Genomic DNA, 17,287 nt, shown 5'->3' with positions numbered 1-17,287 from the left:
ACTGGTGCCTTAGAAGGTACGCGCTTTCGGCGGCACGGATTCGACGGTCAGCGGTTGCATGTGAACCGGCTTGTAGTCGAGGCGGTCGCCTTCGCTGAACCACAACGTATGGCGCAGCCAGTTTTCGTCGTCGCGATGTTCGAAGTCGTTCTGCGCGTGCGCGCCACGGCTTTCCTTGCGCGCTTCGGCCGAGACCATCGTGGCGCGTGCCACTTCGATCAGGTTCGCCACTTCCAGCGCTTCGACGCGGGCCGTGTTGAACACCTTCGACTTGTCCTTCAGATGGATGTTGTCGACACGTCCAGCCACTTCGCGAATAGCCTCGACGCCCTTCGCCAGCAACTCCGACGTACGGAACACGCCGGCGTGAGCCTGCATCGTGCTGCGGATGTCGTTCGCGACGTCCTGCGCGTACTCGCCCGACGACGACTTGTCGAGCTTGTCCAGACGCGACAGCGCGAAGTCGGCAGCATCGGCCGGCAGCGGCTTGTGCTCTTTCATGCTCTGCACGTGCTTGACGATGTGGTTGCCGGCCGCGCGGCCGAACACCACGAGGTCGAGCAGCGAGTTCGTGCCGAGACGGTTTGCACCGTGCACCGACACGCACGAGCATTCGCCCACTGCGTAGAAACCGTTGACGACTTCTTCGTGGCCGCGCGCCGTACCGACGACCTGACCGTTGATGTTCGTCGGGATACCGCCCATCTGATAGTGAATGGTCGGCACAACCGGAATCGGCTCTTTAATGCAATCGACGTTCGCGAACTTCATCGCGATTTCGCGGATTGACGGCAGACGCTTCATGATCGTCTCTGCGCCGATGTGCGACAGGTCGAGCAGCACGTGGTCCTTGTTCGGACCCACGCCGCGGCCTTCCTTGATTTCCTGGTCCATCGAACGCGAAACGAAGTCGCGCGGCGCCAGATCCTTCAGCGTCGGTGCGTAGCGTTCCATGAAACGCTCGCCGTTCGAGTTACGCAGAATGCCGCCTTCGCCGCGCACGCCTTCGGTAATCAGCACGCCCGCGCCGGCCACGCCGGTCGGGTGGAATTGCCAGAATTCCATGTCCTGCAGCGCGATATTCGAACGCGCAGCCATGCCGAGGCCGTCACCGGTGTTGATGAACGCGTTGGTCGATGCCGCGAAGATCCGGCCTGCACCGCCCGTTGCGAACAGCGTGGTCTTGCCTTCGAGGATGTAGACGTCGCCGGTTTCCATTTCCAGCGCGGTCACGCCGAGCACATCGCCGTCGGCGTCGCGGATCAGATCCAGCGCCATCCATTCGACGAAGAACTGCGTCTTTGCTTCGACGTTCTGCTGATACAGCGTGTGCAGCAGCGCGTGACCGGTACGGTCAGCCGCCGCGCAGGCGCGTTGCACCGGCTTTTCGCCGTAGTTGGCGGTGTGGCCGCCGAACGGGCGCTGATAAATCGTGCCGTCTGCGTTACGGTCGAACGGCATGCCCATGTGTTCGAGTTCGTAGACTGCGTTCGGTGCTTCACGGCACATGAACTCGATCGCGTCCTGGTCGCCGAGCCAGTCGGAACCCTTGATCGTGTCGTAGAAGTGGTAGTGCCAGTTGTCTTCGCTCATGTTGCCGAGCGAGGCACCGATGCCGCCTTGAGCCGCGACCGTGTGCGAACGCGTCGGGAACACCTTGGACAGCACGCAGACCGACAGACCGGCGCGCGCGAGTTGCAGCGAAGCGCGCATTCCCGAGCCGCCTGCGCCGACGATGACCACGTCAAACTTGCGACGCGGCAGAGAATTCTTGATTGCAGCCATTCTTTTACACTCTCCAGAGAATCTGCGCAGCGTAGCCCGCACATGCGAGCAGCCAGACGATCGTCAGCACCTGAAGGGTCAGGCGCACGCCAACGGGCTTCACGTAGTCCATCCAGATATCGCGGATACCAACCCACGCGTGGTAGAACAGTGCAAGCAGCGTGACGAACGTAGCGAGCTTCATCCATTGCGTCGCGAAGATCGAGGCCCAGCCGTCGTACGAGAAATCGCGCGCGCCGAAGAACCAGGCGAGCAGGATAACCGTGTAGACCGCCATGATCGTGGCGGTGATGCGTTGCGCGAGCCAGTCGCGCAGACCGTAATGCGCGCCGACAACGAGACGCTTCGAACCGATCCGGTTATTTGATGACATTTTTTAGAATGCTCCGAACAGTTTCGCCGCGAATGCGATGGTGAGCAGCGACGACACGACGATAACGACGATGGAGGTCGACTTGCCTTTTTCCTTCGTCACGGAGTCGTGATTGGTGTCCATCATCAGATGGCGGACGCCGGCGCAGAAGTGGAACAGGAAACCCCACGCCAGAACGAGCGTGATGAGCTTGACGATGATATTGGAGAGGAAACCTTTGAAGCCTTCGAAACTCAATTCTGAAGTCAGGCTCTGATCAAAGAGGTACAGCAGGAACGGAAGGAAAACAAACAAAAGACCACCGCTCACGCGGTGCAAGATCGACACGCGCCCCGCGAGCGGGAGACGGTATGCCGTCAATATCTGCCCAATACCGATATTCCGGAATTCCGGCCTCGGTTTTTTTACGGCTTCTGCCATGCTAGACCCCTACTATGTAGTCACACTAATCCGCAATTTTAGCGCCTTTTTATATCGCGCTGCAGCGAAAACCACTACAGGTCCGTTACAGCACACGCGATAAAGACGCCGTCAAACAGGCGCGCGTGTGGGACGCCGCGCCTTCATTCAGCCCGACTCAACTCAGATCGTTCTGATAGTAATACCCGGTTGTGACATACCAACCTCGCCGGACTTCAACCGGCCGGTCCCCATAGGTATAGGACACGCGTTCGACCGACAGCAACGGAAAACCCGCGGGCACATGCAGCAGGTCGGCCACAGAAGGATCCGCTGCGACCGCGCGGATTTTCTCCGTGGCGCGAATCATGCGGGTGCCGAATTCCGTCTCGAACATCGCGTAGAGGGGACCCTTGTACTCCGACAACCGTTCGAGCGTCAGTCCGCGAAACACGGCGCCAGGCAGCCAGATTTCATCGAGGACCGTGACTTCGCCGTCGAACTGCAGCAAACGCTTGATCAGCACCACCGGGTCGGCTGGCTTCAGATCGAGTTGACGGGCAATGTCGGCAGAAGCGCGCAAACGGCGGCATTCAAGCAGGCGGCTGACGTGCGGATGCTCCGCGCCGTCATCGGCCAGTAATCTGAGGAAGCGAAACTGGGCGCGATCTTCGTTGTGCGTCGCAACAAAAGTGCCCTTGCCCTGGCGGCGCACCAGCAGGTTGTCGGCGGCCAGTTCGTCGATGGCTTTGCGCACCGTCCCCTGACTGACCTTGTATCTTGCCGCCAATTCGACTTCACTAGGAATGATCTCGCCCGGCTTCCATTCACCGCTTTCGAGGCTCTGCGTAATCAGCCCTTTGATCTGCTGATACAGGGGGCTAAAAGTAGGCGACGAGGCGGGAGTGCTGGCGGGTACACCCTCGCCCGCGGCCCCTTGGCCGCTCGGGTTCGTGGTATTCGCCGGGTTCGAATTCATGCGCGCATTTCATCATAAAGGGCTGGGGTGCGTCTAGGGTTTTCCCCGCAATAGATGTGTCTTATATAAGACATAAGATAATGTTGACTTTGTGCATGACGACTCCTACACTCCTTGGCGAGCAAGGGTTTGCGGGTTTTTCGGCAGCTGTTCTGACACAGCGCCGCGACGCTTCGGCAGCCACTGCGCACCATGCAGTTCCCTCGCAGTTCAGGTTTCGATTCGCCGCCATTCGTTGGTCAGACGCTTGCCGAAACGCGCTGTTTGCAGGAGCCCGCACCGTGCAGCGGCTACCTCGGCGCCACCTTATTCCGCTCCCGCTCAGTAAAGGTTTCCGGCACGGCGATCTTGCCGCAACGCGCCGCCTGGCCCCGTCGAATTACAGGGCCGCACGCGAACAGTGAATTCCGCCGTGTTTCATAACGCTTCGCTGAACGCGCATATAGAATGGCGTTTTCCCTAGCGTCTAACGCATCGTCCTGGAGATTTCTCAATGGCTAAGCCCGCAAAGCGCGTTGCCGTCACCGGCGCCGCAGGTCAAATCGCTTACTCCCTGCTGTTCCGCATCGCCAATGGCGATCTGCTCGGCAAGGACCAGCCGGTTGTCCTGCAACTGCTCGACCTCCCGCAAGCGCAAGGCGCCGTCAAAGGCGTCGTGATGGAACTGGATGATTGCGCATTCCCGCTGCTGTCGGGTGTCGTGATCACTGACGACCCGAAAGTTGCATTCAAGGATGCAGACGTGGCCCTGCTGGTCGGCGCACGCCCGCGTTCGAAAGGCATGGAGCGTAAGGACCTGCTGTCGGCAAACGCCGAAATCTTCACGGTTCAGGGCAAGGCGCTGAACGAAGTCGCCAGCCGCGACGTGAAGGTTCTGGTGGTCGGCAACCCGGCTAACACCAACGCATACATCGCGATGAAGTCGGCGCCGGATCTGCCGAAGAAGAACTTCACCGCCATGCTGCGCCTGGACCACAACCGCGCGTTGTCGCAACTGGCTGCCAAGTCGGGCAAGCCGGTCGCGTCGATCGAAAAGCTGGCTGTGTGGGGCAACCACTCGCCGACCATGTACCCGGACTTCCGCGTTGCAACGGCTGAAGGTCAGGACCTGACCAAGCTGATCAACGACGAAGAATGGAACCGCAACACGTTCATCCCGACCGTCGGCAAGCGCGGCGCAGCGATCATCGAAGCGCGCGGCCTGTCGTCGGCGGCGTCGGCGGCTAATGCTGCAATCGACCACGTGCGTGACTGGGTTCTGGGCACGAACGGCAAGTGGGTCACGATGGGTATTCCGTCGGACGGCTCGTACGGCATCCCGGAAGACATCATCTACGGTGTGCCGGTTACGTGCGAAAACGGCGAGTACAAGCGCGTCGAAGGTCTGGAAATCGACGCGTTCTCGCGCGAAAAGATGGACGGCACGCTGCAGGAATTGCTGGAAGAGCGCGACGGCGTTCAACACCTGCTCGGCTAAGCCCCTGATGCAGATAAACCGGAACTCCGTAGCTTCACCGCGGCGGGTTCCGGTTTTTTTCGTGCGAATGCCGGAATTTATGCAATTCCGGTCTTTCGCATCTGATCCGAATGCGCTTTGCAATCACCTGACAGCAGTCACGCTCAGGCAGAGTTCATCCGAATCATATTTTCACTAAACAACCCCACGCCCCTGACGCCGACGATGCGCGCCCCCACCCCCGCCGAAGTGCTGTTTGACGGCGAAGTGCCGCCGCTTGTGCTACCTGCCTGCGATCACTACGCCGGCAGCGAAAAGCTGATGCTGAAGTCGCTCGCGCTGCAGCAGCAACTCGGCCCGGTGTTCGACATCACGCTCGATTGCGAAGACGGTGCGCAAGTCGGCCGCGAAGCGGAGCACGCGGAACTGGTCGCGTCGCTTCTGGGCAGCGAGCATGACCGTTTCGGGCGCGTCGGCGTACGGATTCACGACTTCGATCACGCGCACTGGCGCGACGACGTCCGTCTCATTCTGCGTGCCGCGAAGCGCGCGCCGGCTTACATTACCCTTCCGAAAATCCGCAACGTTCCCGATGCCGCCGAAATGGTCGCGTTCATCGAGGCGACGCGGCGCGAGCTCGGCATCACGCAGCCGGTGCCGGTGCAACTGCTGGTCGAAACCCACGGTGCGCTCACGCGCGTGTTCGATCTGGCCGCGCTGCCGGGCGTCGAAGCATTGAGCTTCGGCTTGATGGACTTCGTCTCCGCGCACAACGGCGCGATTCCCGACACGGCCATGCGCTCTCCGGGTCAGTTCGATCATCCGCTGGTGCGTCGCGCGAAACTGGAAATTTCGGCGGCCTGTCATGCATACGGCAAGGTGCCGTCGCATAACGTCAGCACCGAAGTGCGCGACATGAGCGTGGTCGCGAACGACGCAGCGCGGGCCCGCAACGAGTTCGGCTACACGCGCATGTGGAGCATTCACCCGGCGCAGATCGAGGCGATCGTCGCCGCATTTGCTCCGCGCGACGAAGAGATCGCCACGGCCACTGAAATCCTGCTGGCCGCGCAGTCGGCGCAATGGGGGCCGACGCGCTATCACGACACGCTGCACGATCGCGCGAGCTATCGCTATTACTGGTCGGTGCTGCGCCGTGCGCAAGCGACGGGCCGCGCGGTTCCGCAAGACGCCGCGCCGCTTTTCGCAGAAGTGGGCGCTAACGGACAAGCTGCGTCGTGAGCGTTCGGGGCATGCAATCGCGCCCGGTGCGCGCTGCCTTGATCACAGCACAGGCCTTCGCGGCGATGAAAAACCGGCGTCGAACATACGGCTGGCGCAGCAGCAGTACGTAGGGAAAATAGCTCGCAGGACCAACGCACGCAAGCTCAAGGGAGATGGCGGGAGATGAGTGAGACGACGCAATCCACAGACGCACAAGGCGGCAGCACCCCACAAAGCGGTTTCAAGCCCAAAAAATCCGTCGCCCTGTCCGGCGTGACGGCGGGCAACACCGCGCTGTGCACGGTCGGCAAGACCGGCAACGATCTGCACTATCGCGGCTACGACATTCTCGACATCGCGAGCGCCTGCGAATTCGAAGAAATCGCGTATCTGCTGGTCCACGAAAAGCTGCCCACGCAGGCCGAGCTTCAGGCATATAAAACCAGACTCAAAGGCATGCGCGGCCTGCCCGCCAACGTCAAGGCCGCGCTCGAATGGATTCCCGCCGCTGCGCATCCGATTGACGTGATGCGCACCGGCGTCTCGGTGCTCGGCACCGTGCTGCCGGAGAAGGACGACCACAATCTGCCGGGCGCACGCGATATCGCCGACAAGCTGATGGCGTCGCTCGGTTCGATGCTGCTGTACTGGTATCACTATTCGCACAACGGCAAGCGCATCGAGGTCGAAACCGACGACGATTCGATCGGCGGCCATTTCCTGCATCTGTTGCATGGCGTCGAGCCGTCGAAGGCTTGGGTCGATGCGATGCATGTGTCGTTGAACCTGTATGCAGAGCATGAATTCAACGCGTCGACCTTCACGGGGCGCGTGATTGCAGGCACGGGGTCCGACATTTACTCGGCGATCACCGGCGCGATCGGCGCATTGCGCGGCCCGAAGCACGGCGGCGCCAACGAAGTCGCGTTCGAAATCCAGTCGCGCTATCAGACGCCCGACGAAGCGGAAGCCGATATCCGCAGGCGCGTCGAGAATAAGGAAGTCGTGATCGGCTTCGGCCATCCGGTGTACACGATCTCCGATCCGCGCAACGTGGTCATCAAGGACGTGGCGAAGAAGCTGTCGAAGGAAGCGGGGAATACGAAGCTGTTCAACATCGCCGAGCGGCTCGAATCGGTGATGTGGGACGCGAAGAAAATGTTCCCGAACCTCGACTGGTTCAGCGCGGTGTCGTATCACATGATGGGCGTGCCGACGGCGATGTTCACGCCGATTTTCGTGATCGCGCGCACGGCAGGGTGGAGCGCGCACATCATCGAGCAGCGGGTCGACAACAAGATCATCCGACCCAGCGCGAACTACACCGGACCTGAGAATTTGAAGTACCTGCCGCTAAATAGGAGAAAATAGCGGTCGCTGTGCGCTTTCAAAGCGCGTGCAGTTCAACCCACGCGGTCGCCAGGACCGGTAGCCCGCGTAATGTTTAACTGAAACTAGATAGAAAGGTTTTCTCCATGAAAAAGCTGATGATCGCCGCCGTGATTGGCGCCCTGTCCACGACGATGCTGACCCTGTCGACGGAAGCCGCCGCACAAACAGCGACCACCACCAAGCCGGCAGCGAAGAAGGCCGTGGCAAAGCGCCCGGAACCGCGTCGCCTGATCAAGCGCAAAGCTAACCCGGCCAAGGAAGCGAAGGTCGATCCGGTACCGGACGGCTCGGAAAAGTGGTCGTGCGCCGAAGGTCTGGCTTTCGACCTGAAGGGCGACATGAAGCGTGACCAGATCGTCACGGTTCACTGGGCCAACAAAAATTACAATCTGCCGCGCGAAGCGACCACCACCGGCGCAGACCGCTTCCACGACGCCGCAACGGGCATGGATCTGGTCGTGATCCCGACCAAGGCAATGCTGTTCCAGGACAAGGACAGCTCGCGCCTCGCCGACGAATGCAAGACGGCAGCGATGACGCAAGGCGCGCCGGCTCCGACGCAATCGAACGCGATCAACCGGACCACCAACTAAACAACGTCGTCAGGAACGCTCCCCGATGTCCGCTCCGATTTCCAACGTACGACCCGACCCGGATTCCGTCCTGGTCGATATCGTCGACTACGTTCTGGATTTCACGATCGACGGCAAGCTCGCGCTGGAAACCGCGCGCCATTGCCTGATCGATACGCTCGGCTGTGGACTCGAGGCGCTCTCCTACCCGGCCTGCACCAAGCTGATGGGACCGATCGTGCCGGGCACGATCGTCCCCAACGGCGCCAAGGTGCCAGGCACATCGTTCCAGCTCGACCCGGTTCAGGCGGCCTTCAACATCGGCGCAATGATTCGCTGGCTCGACTTCAACGACACGTGGCTCGCCGCCGAATGGGGGCATCCGTCGGATAACCTCGGCGGAATTCTCGCGACAGCCGACTGGCTCTCGCGCACGGCCATCGCAGCGGGCAAAGCACCGCTGACGATGCAAGACGTGTTGATCGCCATGATCAAGGCGCACGAAATTCAAGGTTGTATCGCGCTCGAAAACTCCTTCAACAAGGTCGGGCTCGATCACGTATTGCTGGTGAAAGTGGCGTCGACAGCGGTGGTCGGTCAAATGATCGGCCTGTCGCGCGACGAGCTGATCAACGCGGTGTCGCAGGCTTTTGTCGACGGGCACGCGCTGCGCACGTATCGCCATGCGCCGAACACGGGTTCGCGCAAATCGTGGGCGGCGGGCGACGCGACTTCGCGCGCCGTACGTCTGGCGCTGATGTCGAAAACCGGCGAGATGGGCTATCCGTCGGTGCTCACGGCGAAGACGTGGGGCTTTTACGACGTGCTGTTCAACGGCAACGCGTTCAGATTCCAGCGTCCGTATGGCTCGTACGTGATGGAAAACGTACTCTTCAAGATTTCTTTTCCGGCAGAATTCCATGCGCAAACTGCGGTGGAAGCAGCGCTCGCATTGAACGCGCAACTCGCGGCGCGAGGCCGGAGCGTGGACGAGATCAGCAGGATCACGATTCGCACGCACGAGGCCGCGATCCGCATCATCGACAAGAAGGGCCCGCTGGACAACCCGGCCGATCGCGATCATTGCATTCAGTACATGATCGCCGTGCCGCTGATCCACGGTCGCCTGACGGCCGCGGATTACGAAGATTCGGTCGCGCAGGACGCGCGTATCGATGTGTTGCGCGCCAGGATGGAATGTGTCGAAGACGCGCAGTTCACGCAGGATTACCACGATCCCGAGAAGCGTTCGATCGCCAATGCACTGACGGTCGAATTCAACGATGGATCAAGGTTCGACGAAGTCGTAGTCGAATACCCAATCGGTCATAAGCGCCGTCGTGAAGACGGGATTCCGTTGCTGGTCGAGAAGTTCAGGACCAACCTCGCGCGGCGCTTTCCGGTCAGGCAACAACTGGCGATTCTCGACGTGTCGCTCGATCAGACAAGGCTCGAAGCCATGCCGGTCAATGAATATGTCGATCTTTACGTCATCTAGTTCAGTACTGTAGTTCCGCGATCAAACCAAGGAAAACACCATGGCCCACAACCTCCACAAAACGCTCAAGGAATTCGACAGCGGTTCCGGCAAAGGCAAGTTCTACTCCCTGCCGCAACTCGGCAAGGCACTGAACATCAAGATCGACCGTCTGCCGGTTTCGATCCGTCTCGTGCTGGAATCGGTGCTGCGTAACTACGACGGCAAGAAAGTCAACGAAGAACACATCAAGCAACTGGCGAACTGGGACCCGACCGGCGCACGCGTCGACGAAATCCCGTTTGTCGTGGCGCGTGTCGTGCTGCAAGACTTCACCGGTGTGCCGCTGCTGGCCGACATCGCTGCCATGCGCGGTGTCGCGCAGCGCGTCGGCAAGGACCCGAAATCGATCGAACCGCTGGTCCCGGTCGATCTGGTTGTCGATCACTCGGTCACGATCGATCACTTCCGCGAAAAGAACGCGCTCGATCTGAACATGAAACTGGAATTCCAGCGCAACAACGAGCGCTACCAGTTCATGAAGTGGGGCATGCAGGCATTCGACACGTTCAAGGTCGTGCCGCCGGGCGTCGGTATCGTTCACCAGGTGAACCTGGAATACCTCGCACGCGGCGTGCACAAGAAGGCCGAAGGCGCGGACACCGTGTACTACCCGGACACGCTGGTCGGCACCGACAGCCACACGACGATGATCAACGGTATCGGCGTGGTGGGCTGGGGCGTGGGCGGCATCGAAGCTGAAGCCGGCATGCTCGGCCAGCCGGTGTACTTCCTGACGCCGGACGTGGTCGGCGTGAACCTGAAGGGCAAGCTGCGCGAAGGCGTGACGGCGACCGACCTGGTTCTGACCATCACCGAGTTGCTGCGCAAGGAAAAGGTTGTCGGCAAGTTCGTCGAGTTCTTCGGCGAAGGCACGCGCACGCTGTCGCTGCCGGACCGCGCGACGATCGGCAACATGGCGCCGGAATACGGCGCGACCATGGGCTTCTTCCCGGTCGACGAAAAGACGATCGACTACTTCAAGGGCACGGGCCGCACGGACGCAGAAATCTCGGCGTTCGAAAACTACTTCAAGGCGCAGAACCTGTTCGGCGTTCCGAAGGACGGCGACATCGACTTCACGAAGGTCGTGACGCTGGATCTGGGCACGGTGGCTCCGTCGCTGGCAGGCCCGAAGCGTCCGCAAGACCGTATCGAAATCGGCAATGTGAAGTCGACCTTCGGCGACCTGTTCTCGAAGCCGGTCGCGGAAAACGGTTTCGCGAAGAAGGCTGAAGACCTCGACGCGCAATACACGACGACCAACGGCGTCGACGTGAAGAACGGCGACATCCTGATCGCCGCGATCACGTCGTGCACGAACACGTCGAACCCGAGCGTGCTGCTGGCCGCTGGCCTGCTGGCGAAGAAGGCTGTCGAAGCCGGCCTGACGGTCGCTCCGCACATCAAGACTTCGCTGGCCCCTGGATCGCGTATCGTCACCGAGTACCTGACGAAGACCAACCTGCTGAAGTATCTCGACAAGCTGGGCTTCACGCTGGCCGCTTACGGCTGCACGACCTGTATCGGCAACGCGGGCGACCTGACGCCGGAACTGAACGAAGCGATCACGAAGAACGACATCGTCGCGGCAGCGGTTCTGTCGGGCAACCGTAACTTCGAAGCGCGTATTCACCCGAACATCCGCGCGAACTTCCTGGCTTCGCCGCCGCTGGTCGTCGCTTACGCAATCGCCGGCAACATCACGCGCGACCTGATGACCGAACCGGTCGGCAAGGGCAAGGGCGGAAAGGACATCTACCTGGGCGACATCTGGCCGACCAGCGAAGAAGTCAACGAACTGCTCAAGTTCGCGCTGGACGCCGACGCGTTCCGCAAGAACTACGCGTCGCTGACCAAGAAGGGCGACCTGTGGAGCAAGATCGAAGGCGAAGAAGGTCAGGTCTACGACTGGCCGAAGTCGACGTACATCGCTGAGCCGCCGTTCTTCGGCAACGACTTCTCGATGACGCCGGCCGACAGCATCGCTCCGGTCAGGAACGCGCGCGCACTGGGCATTTTCGGTGACTCGGTCACGACCGACCACATCAGCCCGGCTGGCTCGATCAAGGAAGACTCGCCGGCAGGCCGCTGGCTGAAGGAAAACGGCGTGCAGAAGGCCGATTTCAACAGCTACGGCTCGCGTCGCGGCAACCACGACGTGATGATGCGTGGCACGTTCGCGAACGTCCGGATCAAGAACCTGATGATTCCGGCGAAGGCAGACGGCTCGCGCGTCGAAGGCGGCCTGACGATTCACCAGCCGAGCGGCGAACAGGAATCGATCTACGACGCAGCGATGAAGTACATCGCCGCGGATACTCCGACTGTCGTGTTCGCGGGCGAAGAGTACGGCACGGGTTCGTCGCGTGACTGGGCAGCAAAGGGCACGCAACTGCTGGGCGTGAAGGCTGTGGTCGCACGCAGCTTCGAGCGGATTCACCGTTCGAACCTGGTCGGCATGGGCGTTCTGCCGCTGCAGTTCAAGGGCTCGGATAGCGTGCAATCGCTCGGTATCACCGGCGAAGAAACGTACGACGTCGAAGGCCTGGGTTCGGACTTCAAGCCGCAGCAGGAAGTGACGCTGGTGATTCGCGGCAAGGACGGCAGCGAGAAGCGCGTGCCGGTGCTGCTGCGTATCGACACGCCGATCGAAGTCGACTACTACAAGCACGGCGGTATTCTGCCGTTCGTTCTGCGTTCGCTGCTGGCTGCTTAAGCTCGACTCAGTTCAGTCCGACCTCACGGTCGGGCTAACGGCATGGCTGTTTTGCAGGGGCTGCGTCCTGTGGAGGGCGCAGCCGACTTTGAAGCCCGACCTTTTGGTCGGGCTTTTTTTGTTTACCGTTGGGATGCGTTGGCGCTGAACGCGCCAGGGTTGTCCGTGACCCGGCGCTGAGTCATGCGGGCGTTCCATGTGACGTCGGCCGGTGTCGCCGACGCGCTGACCGGGGTTATCGTAGTCGACGCAGCAACCGCCGAGGTGCGCCGCTGCTGGGCGGCCCAGTTGAGCAATGCGGCCTGCTCGGGTGCCGCATCGGTTGAAGGCACGCGTGCGGTCCACTCGGGTTGCGCCGATGTTGAAGCTTGTGCGGACGGATCTGCTGAGCGACTTAGTGTCAGGCGATCGTCGATCGGCGTCTTGCCCAGATGCAAACTCGGCGCGCTGGGCCTGGTGTCGATGCTAGCGTTGACGCTCGCACTGGCGCGGCGAGTAGCGGCGTCGGAAGCCAGAGTTCTCGTGATCTTGTACGACCCGGTATGCCGCGACGATGCCGCAAGTTCGGCCGGAAGCGCAGCCTGACGCGATGGTTTGGACTCAACCGGACGCACGGCAAGAGGCACCGGTTTCGCCATCGAAGCCGCATTCTGCACAACCGTCGGGGCAACCTTGAACGCCGCTTCAGCCTGCAAGGCCGTTTCTTCCGAATGAACCACAGCGGGACGCGCTATCAGCGTCGCGTCGGCTTTTTCAGCGTCACGCATTGCGGTGGTTGTCAGCAACCAGGCCAGCGCGATACCCGTAGCCGCGAAAATACCCGCCCCCAGCACGTAATCTCGGCGCGACGAACGCACACGTGTTTTACCGGCTTCGAGGTAGTACCTCGCTTCGTCCAGTTGTGCCTGGATATGAGCGGAATAGTCGCGTGGCGTTCGCACCTTGTAAAAAAAGCGAAACATGGTGCCCGGCGGAAGCGGCTTTCGACGCACCGGCGTCTTGTGCCTCGCGGTTGTCCGGATTGCCTCTTGTGCTGCGGCAGCGGCGACTCGCTCCGCGTCGCGTTGCGCAGTGGAGCGCGCTGGCTGTGGGCGCAAACCGAACGGCGGCGGCAAGCTACTCAGCAGCCGCGCGTCTGGGAGCGCGAGATCGCCTTCAATCAGCGCCAACGGTCTGGTCATCTTCAGGTGCTCCCCGGTGCTGCGGGCCGCGCTTCGAGTTGCATCGCAAGGTTCCTCGCCCGTTCAATCAACGACTCAATCGAAATCGTGCTTTGCTCCAGCGGCGAGACACTCGCCCGCCGCAACGCTTCCATCAGGCTGCGCGCGCCGACGAGGCCAACAGCGCCGCTCAACCGGTGCAACACGCTACGCAGATGATCAGGCTCACCCTGACGCCACAACACGCCGAGGCGTGCCACGTCGTCGGCCATTGCTCGTCGCCAGCCGTCCAGAAAGATGGAAAGATTGACCCCTTCTTCGGACAGCGAATCCAGAAAACGATGATCGAATGGCTCGTAGGAGCCGCTGACTGAGTCAGCCGGTAGTCCCGTCGCGATGGAGGAAGCGGAGGTTTGCACGTCGTCACAAACCGGTCTTGCTAACGACCGCTTCTCCACGACGGCAAACTGCGCCTCGAAGCTGACGCTAGCGATTGCGTCCAGCCCGCGCGAGACTGAAAGTTCACCCTGCATGCGCTGTGCAAGCGCCTGACACAGTGGCAGACAGGCATCCGTTTCGTCGGACCGCTTGCCGGCCATGTCTGGCTGACACAGGATGCAATCGGCCTGCGGACGTCGCTCAGCCGGCGCGCTTTTCTCACCCGCCTCCATCAAGCCGATCAGGATTCGCTGCGAACCCGCATTCAAAGGCTCAGCGCCCACCATGAGCACGATCTCCTGATGCCGGCTGAGTTGAATCGCGCGGCCCAGCAGATGAAAACAGAGTTGGCCGACGCGCGCATGGTCGGCCAGAATCGTCTCCGCCACGGCGGGATCGACATTCACGCTGATACGCACACCCTGGTTCGCTGCAAACGGTGCCAATAAACCGACGACTCCATCTGCGAGTTCGCGCAGGTTCGTCTCGCTTTCGTCGATAACCAGAGTGCGCGATTCCAGCGGAGACGTATCGAGCAGATCGCGGAGCGTTTGACTCCACGTCCGCAACGCGTATTGGATCGTGGCCAGTGGCGGTGAAGGCCTGGATGGCACGGCAGGTACGTTGAAACAATCGAGCAGATTCGCCACTGCGAGCAAGGGTGCCTCGACAAGAAAACGTGTCGCACCGGAAAGCCCGAACGAATTAGAAGTGTCAACCGCGCACGGATTGCCGTGCGCTTGCGCGTGATTCCATCCGTGGATTTGCGCGGTCCGCCATCGCGCGTCTGCGGCCTCATAACGACGAGCCCACTGGTCGGCCACCTGTTTCTGCTTTTCAACCAGCCGCCGTGTTGCAGACCGGGACAGAAACGCGCCGATTAGCGCAACGCTCACACCAGCCGCAAGCGACAAAGCGAGCGCCAACCCCAGCGTGATCGACCACGTAGGCCTCGCGAATGCATCGTCCTGTGCAGTTTCAGCGAGCGCGGATCCGTCACCGCTCGCCATGGTAGCGAGAGGGGGGCCGGAGCTGCCCCCTTCATGTGCGTCGATGTCGTCAAGCGGTTGCGGCAACGGGATGACTGCGCCGTGCTGGTTCGCTTCAACTGCGGGACTGGAGTTTCCGTTGAGTACCGGCGTTGACGCGGCGCCAACTCGCGAAGCCGCATTGGCCTGCGCCGGAAACATACACAACAGCAGTACAAACGCAATGAAACATCCCGACAACGTCACGAAACGGATCGACATGCGCCGCGCCTTTTGCACGCACGGGCACCGGAAGTCGAAGATAAACCGCGCCATGGTCACGTTATTCATAAACCGCAAAACTCAATCGATCAGCTTATGCAACGAAGCAAACTCGATCAGCGCGGCCAGCGACGACAGTCCAAGCTTTTCCTGAATACGGCTCTTGTAAGTGCTCACGGTTTTGTCGCTGATAAACAGCGCGTCGCCGATAGCCTTGTTCGACATGCCTTTCGACAGCATCTGCAAGATCACGAGCTCCTTGTCGGACAGCATGCGCACGCGGTCTTCTTCGTGTTCGGTGCTGATGTTGGGCGTCGCGCCGCCGCCGGCTGTGACCGGGAACACCGTGTAACCCGCCAGCACCGCCTCCACGCCTCGCATGATCTCCTTCATTTCCTGCGACTTGCCGACAAAGCCGTGAACGCCCGAACGCATTGCGCGCGGGGCAAACGTGGCGGGATCGTGACCGGACAGCACCAGAACGCGAATGGGCGGATGAGCAAGCTTGAGCCGTGGAATCACATCGAGTCCGCTGATACGCGGAATATCCAGATCCAGAATGGCGAGTTTCGGCGTGAACTGCCGGGCCATTTCAACGGCGGTTTGGCCGTTGTCCGCTTCGATTACCTCTTCGATGCCCAGCAACTGCTGGAGCTGCATTTTGATGATCATTCGGAATGCGGGATGGTCATCGATAATCAGAGTTGTTGACATGGTTTTTTATCCTCGTGAAAACGCTCACTGTTGTTTATTGGCGCTGCATGCCGCCCCGATGCAAAAGCGCTGCTGACTAGTCAGCGCCTGCAAATTCCAGCTCGACGCGGCGATTCGGTGCGAGGCATTGCACCAGTTCGTCGCGTTGTGTTTGCCGGCAATCCACCTTCTGATTCTCACTGCCCCGGCCTTGCACCTTGATCGGCAATGTCACGCCGCGTCCGCGTAGATATTGTTCGACCGTGTGTGCGCGTTGCAGCGACAAGTGCCGGTTATAGGCGTTGCCGCCGAGCCGGTCGGTATAGCCGGTAATTTTCAGTTTGCTCGTGACAGAAGCTGTCTTGAGGTGCGCCGCTAGCGCGTCCAGTTCGACCTTGCCGGCGGCAAGCATGGCGCTGTTGTCGGCGCCGCCGAAACGGAACAGCGAGTCGGCGCGCAACGTCATCTTTTGTGGCGACGATTCAGCCGGCGTTGACATTCGCTGCGGCATCGCCGTCTTGCATTGCAGGGTCAATTCCGCCGATTCGCGCAGGTTCTGCTGAATCTGCGGCAAGCGCTTTTCGGCAGTGGCGAAGCTGCGGGTCCACGCATCGTGACCGGCCTGCATCAACCCGACTTCGGCGCAGGCGAGCAGCGGTTGCGCTTCTGGACAACTGGCTACGGCCGCATCCATCTTGATTGCGTTGACGATATTCCACAGATCGGGCCGCACCGTGGACACGGTACGTAGCGCGGGATTCGCAGCGGAAATCGGCTCGCCTCGCTCGAGGCTCATTGTGATCTCAGCCGCCTGCCCGATGGCCTCTTCGACGAAACCCCAATCGTCGTTTGCGTCGCGCGTTTGCCTGGCGGTGTCGATCCAGCATTGCGCTTTGGCGTGGAAGTAGTTGTCTTTGTCGCCCGGCAACTGATCGAGACGCTTTTGCAACGACGCCAATGCTTTGCGGCTGCTGCCGATCGACGCGTAGGTGTTGACCCATTGAGAGTTGGCCGCGCCCGCCGCTTCACCCTGACTGGCGCCAATGCCCGTTTTCAGCACGCTCGCATCCTGGATGCCGAGCCGTTCACGCGCTGCATGGCCTGCACAGCCCGTTAAGGCTAAAGCGCATACCAGCGTCGTTAGCTGCAATGTCATTGCGGTCTGCGTCTAGCGCATCGTCCGGGAGAAGACTCCGAGTATGAATACGAGAAGACATGCAAGGAATGGGAGCAATCCTAGATTCCCATCAGACGCTTCGACCGCTTTCATGCGAATCGGATAGCGGCTGTCATCCGGCTGTATGACCAGC

Annotated in this window: 14 protein-coding genes; 6 read left to right on the top strand and 8 right to left on the bottom strand. The window is 60.9% G+C overall.

Annotation, left to right across the window (positions count from 1 at the left end; all coding sequences use genetic code 11):
* Positions 1–9: 9 nt before the first annotated feature.
* The 4 genes from sdhA to BLS41_RS16365 form a co-directional block, all read right to left on the bottom strand.
* Positions 10–1,785: a succinate dehydrogenase flavoprotein subunit gene (gene sdhA, locus BLS41_RS16380; RefSeq protein WP_074766660.1), complete on the bottom strand. Its 1,776-nt coding sequence runs from the start codon at positions 1,783–1,785 to the stop codon at positions 10–12.
* A 4-nt stretch (positions 1,786–1,789) separates the two neighbouring features.
* Positions 1,790–2,158, bottom strand: coding sequence for a succinate dehydrogenase, hydrophobic membrane anchor protein (gene sdhD / locus BLS41_RS16375; protein ID WP_074766658.1), 369 nt, complete (start codon positions 2,156–2,158; stop codon positions 1,790–1,792).
* Between the two features lie 3 nt (positions 2,159–2,161).
* Positions 2,162–2,578 carry a succinate dehydrogenase, cytochrome b556 subunit gene (sdhC, locus tag BLS41_RS16370; protein WP_074766656.1) on the bottom strand — a complete coding sequence of 139 codons (417 nt, stop codon included), beginning with the start codon at positions 2,576–2,578 and terminating at the stop codon, positions 2,162–2,164.
* Between the two features lie 157 nt (positions 2,579–2,735).
* Positions 2,736–3,536 (bottom strand): GntR family transcriptional regulator, encoded by an 801-nt coding sequence (locus tag BLS41_RS16365; RefSeq protein WP_074766654.1) that lies wholly within the window; start codon positions 3,534–3,536, stop codon positions 2,736–2,738.
* 493 nt (positions 3,537–4,029) lie between these two features.
* On the opposite strand from BLS41_RS16365, the gene BLS41_RS16360 reads away from it, so the two are divergent.
* From BLS41_RS16360 to acnA, 6 genes are all read left to right on the top strand, one after another.
* Positions 4,030–5,013, top strand: a complete 984-nt coding sequence (locus BLS41_RS16360) for a malate dehydrogenase (RefSeq protein WP_074766652.1) — start codon at positions 4,030–4,032, stop codon at positions 5,011–5,013.
* A gap of 204 nt (positions 5,014–5,217) precedes the next feature.
* Positions 5,218–6,234 carry an HpcH/HpaI aldolase/citrate lyase family protein gene (locus tag BLS41_RS16355; protein WP_074766650.1) on the top strand — a complete coding sequence of 339 codons (1,017 nt, stop codon included), beginning with the start codon at positions 5,218–5,220 and terminating at the stop codon, positions 6,232–6,234.
* A 165-nt stretch (positions 6,235–6,399) separates the two neighbouring features.
* The gene (gene prpC / locus BLS41_RS16350) at positions 6,400–7,587 is read left to right on the top strand and encodes a bifunctional 2-methylcitrate synthase/citrate synthase (protein ID WP_074766648.1); all 1,188 of its coding nucleotides are present in this window, start codon (positions 6,400–6,402) and stop codon (positions 7,585–7,587) included.
* Between the two features lie 104 nt (positions 7,588–7,691).
* Entirely contained in the window at positions 7,692–8,201 is a 510-nt protein-coding gene (locus tag BLS41_RS16345) for a hypothetical protein (protein ID WP_074766647.1), read from the top strand.
* Between the two features lie 25 nt (positions 8,202–8,226).
* Complete coding sequence (locus tag BLS41_RS16340) at positions 8,227–9,678, top strand: bifunctional 2-methylcitrate dehydratase/aconitate hydratase (protein ID WP_074766645.1); 1,452 nt, start codon at positions 8,227–8,229, stop codon at positions 9,676–9,678.
* Between the two features lie 40 nt (positions 9,679–9,718).
* Positions 9,719–12,436 carry an aconitate hydratase AcnA gene (gene acnA / locus BLS41_RS16335; RefSeq protein WP_074766643.1) on the top strand — a complete coding sequence of 906 codons (2,718 nt, stop codon included), beginning with the start codon at positions 9,719–9,721 and terminating at the stop codon, positions 12,434–12,436.
* A 122-nt stretch (positions 12,437–12,558) separates the two neighbouring features.
* Here acnA and BLS41_RS16330 read toward each other — a convergent pair whose 3' ends face one another.
* The 4 genes from BLS41_RS16330 to BLS41_RS16315 form a co-directional block, all read right to left on the bottom strand.
* Entirely contained in the window at positions 12,559–13,617 is a 1,059-nt protein-coding gene (locus BLS41_RS16330) for a hypothetical protein (protein ID WP_074766641.1), read from the bottom strand.
* Between the two features lie 2 nt (positions 13,618–13,619).
* Positions 13,620–15,284, bottom strand: coding sequence for a hypothetical protein (locus BLS41_RS39615; RefSeq protein ID WP_253189686.1), 1,665 nt, complete (start codon positions 15,282–15,284; stop codon positions 13,620–13,622).
* A gap of 81 nt (positions 15,285–15,365) precedes the next feature.
* Complete coding sequence (locus BLS41_RS16320) at positions 15,366–15,998, bottom strand: response regulator transcription factor (protein ID WP_074766639.1); 633 nt, start codon at positions 15,996–15,998, stop codon at positions 15,366–15,368.
* A gap of 76 nt (positions 15,999–16,074) precedes the next feature.
* Positions 16,075–17,133: an OmpA family protein gene (locus tag BLS41_RS16315; protein ID WP_074766637.1), complete on the bottom strand. Its 1,059-nt coding sequence runs from the start codon at positions 17,131–17,133 to the stop codon at positions 16,075–16,077.
* Positions 17,134–17,287: the final 154 nt, after the last annotated feature.

Origin of the sequence: Paraburkholderia fungorum, from assembly GCF_900099835.1 — a bacterium.
Classification (GTDB): domain Bacteria; phylum Pseudomonadota; class Gammaproteobacteria; order Burkholderiales; family Burkholderiaceae; genus Paraburkholderia; species Paraburkholderia fungorum_A.
This window is presented reverse-complemented; position numbering and strand designations above follow the sequence as displayed.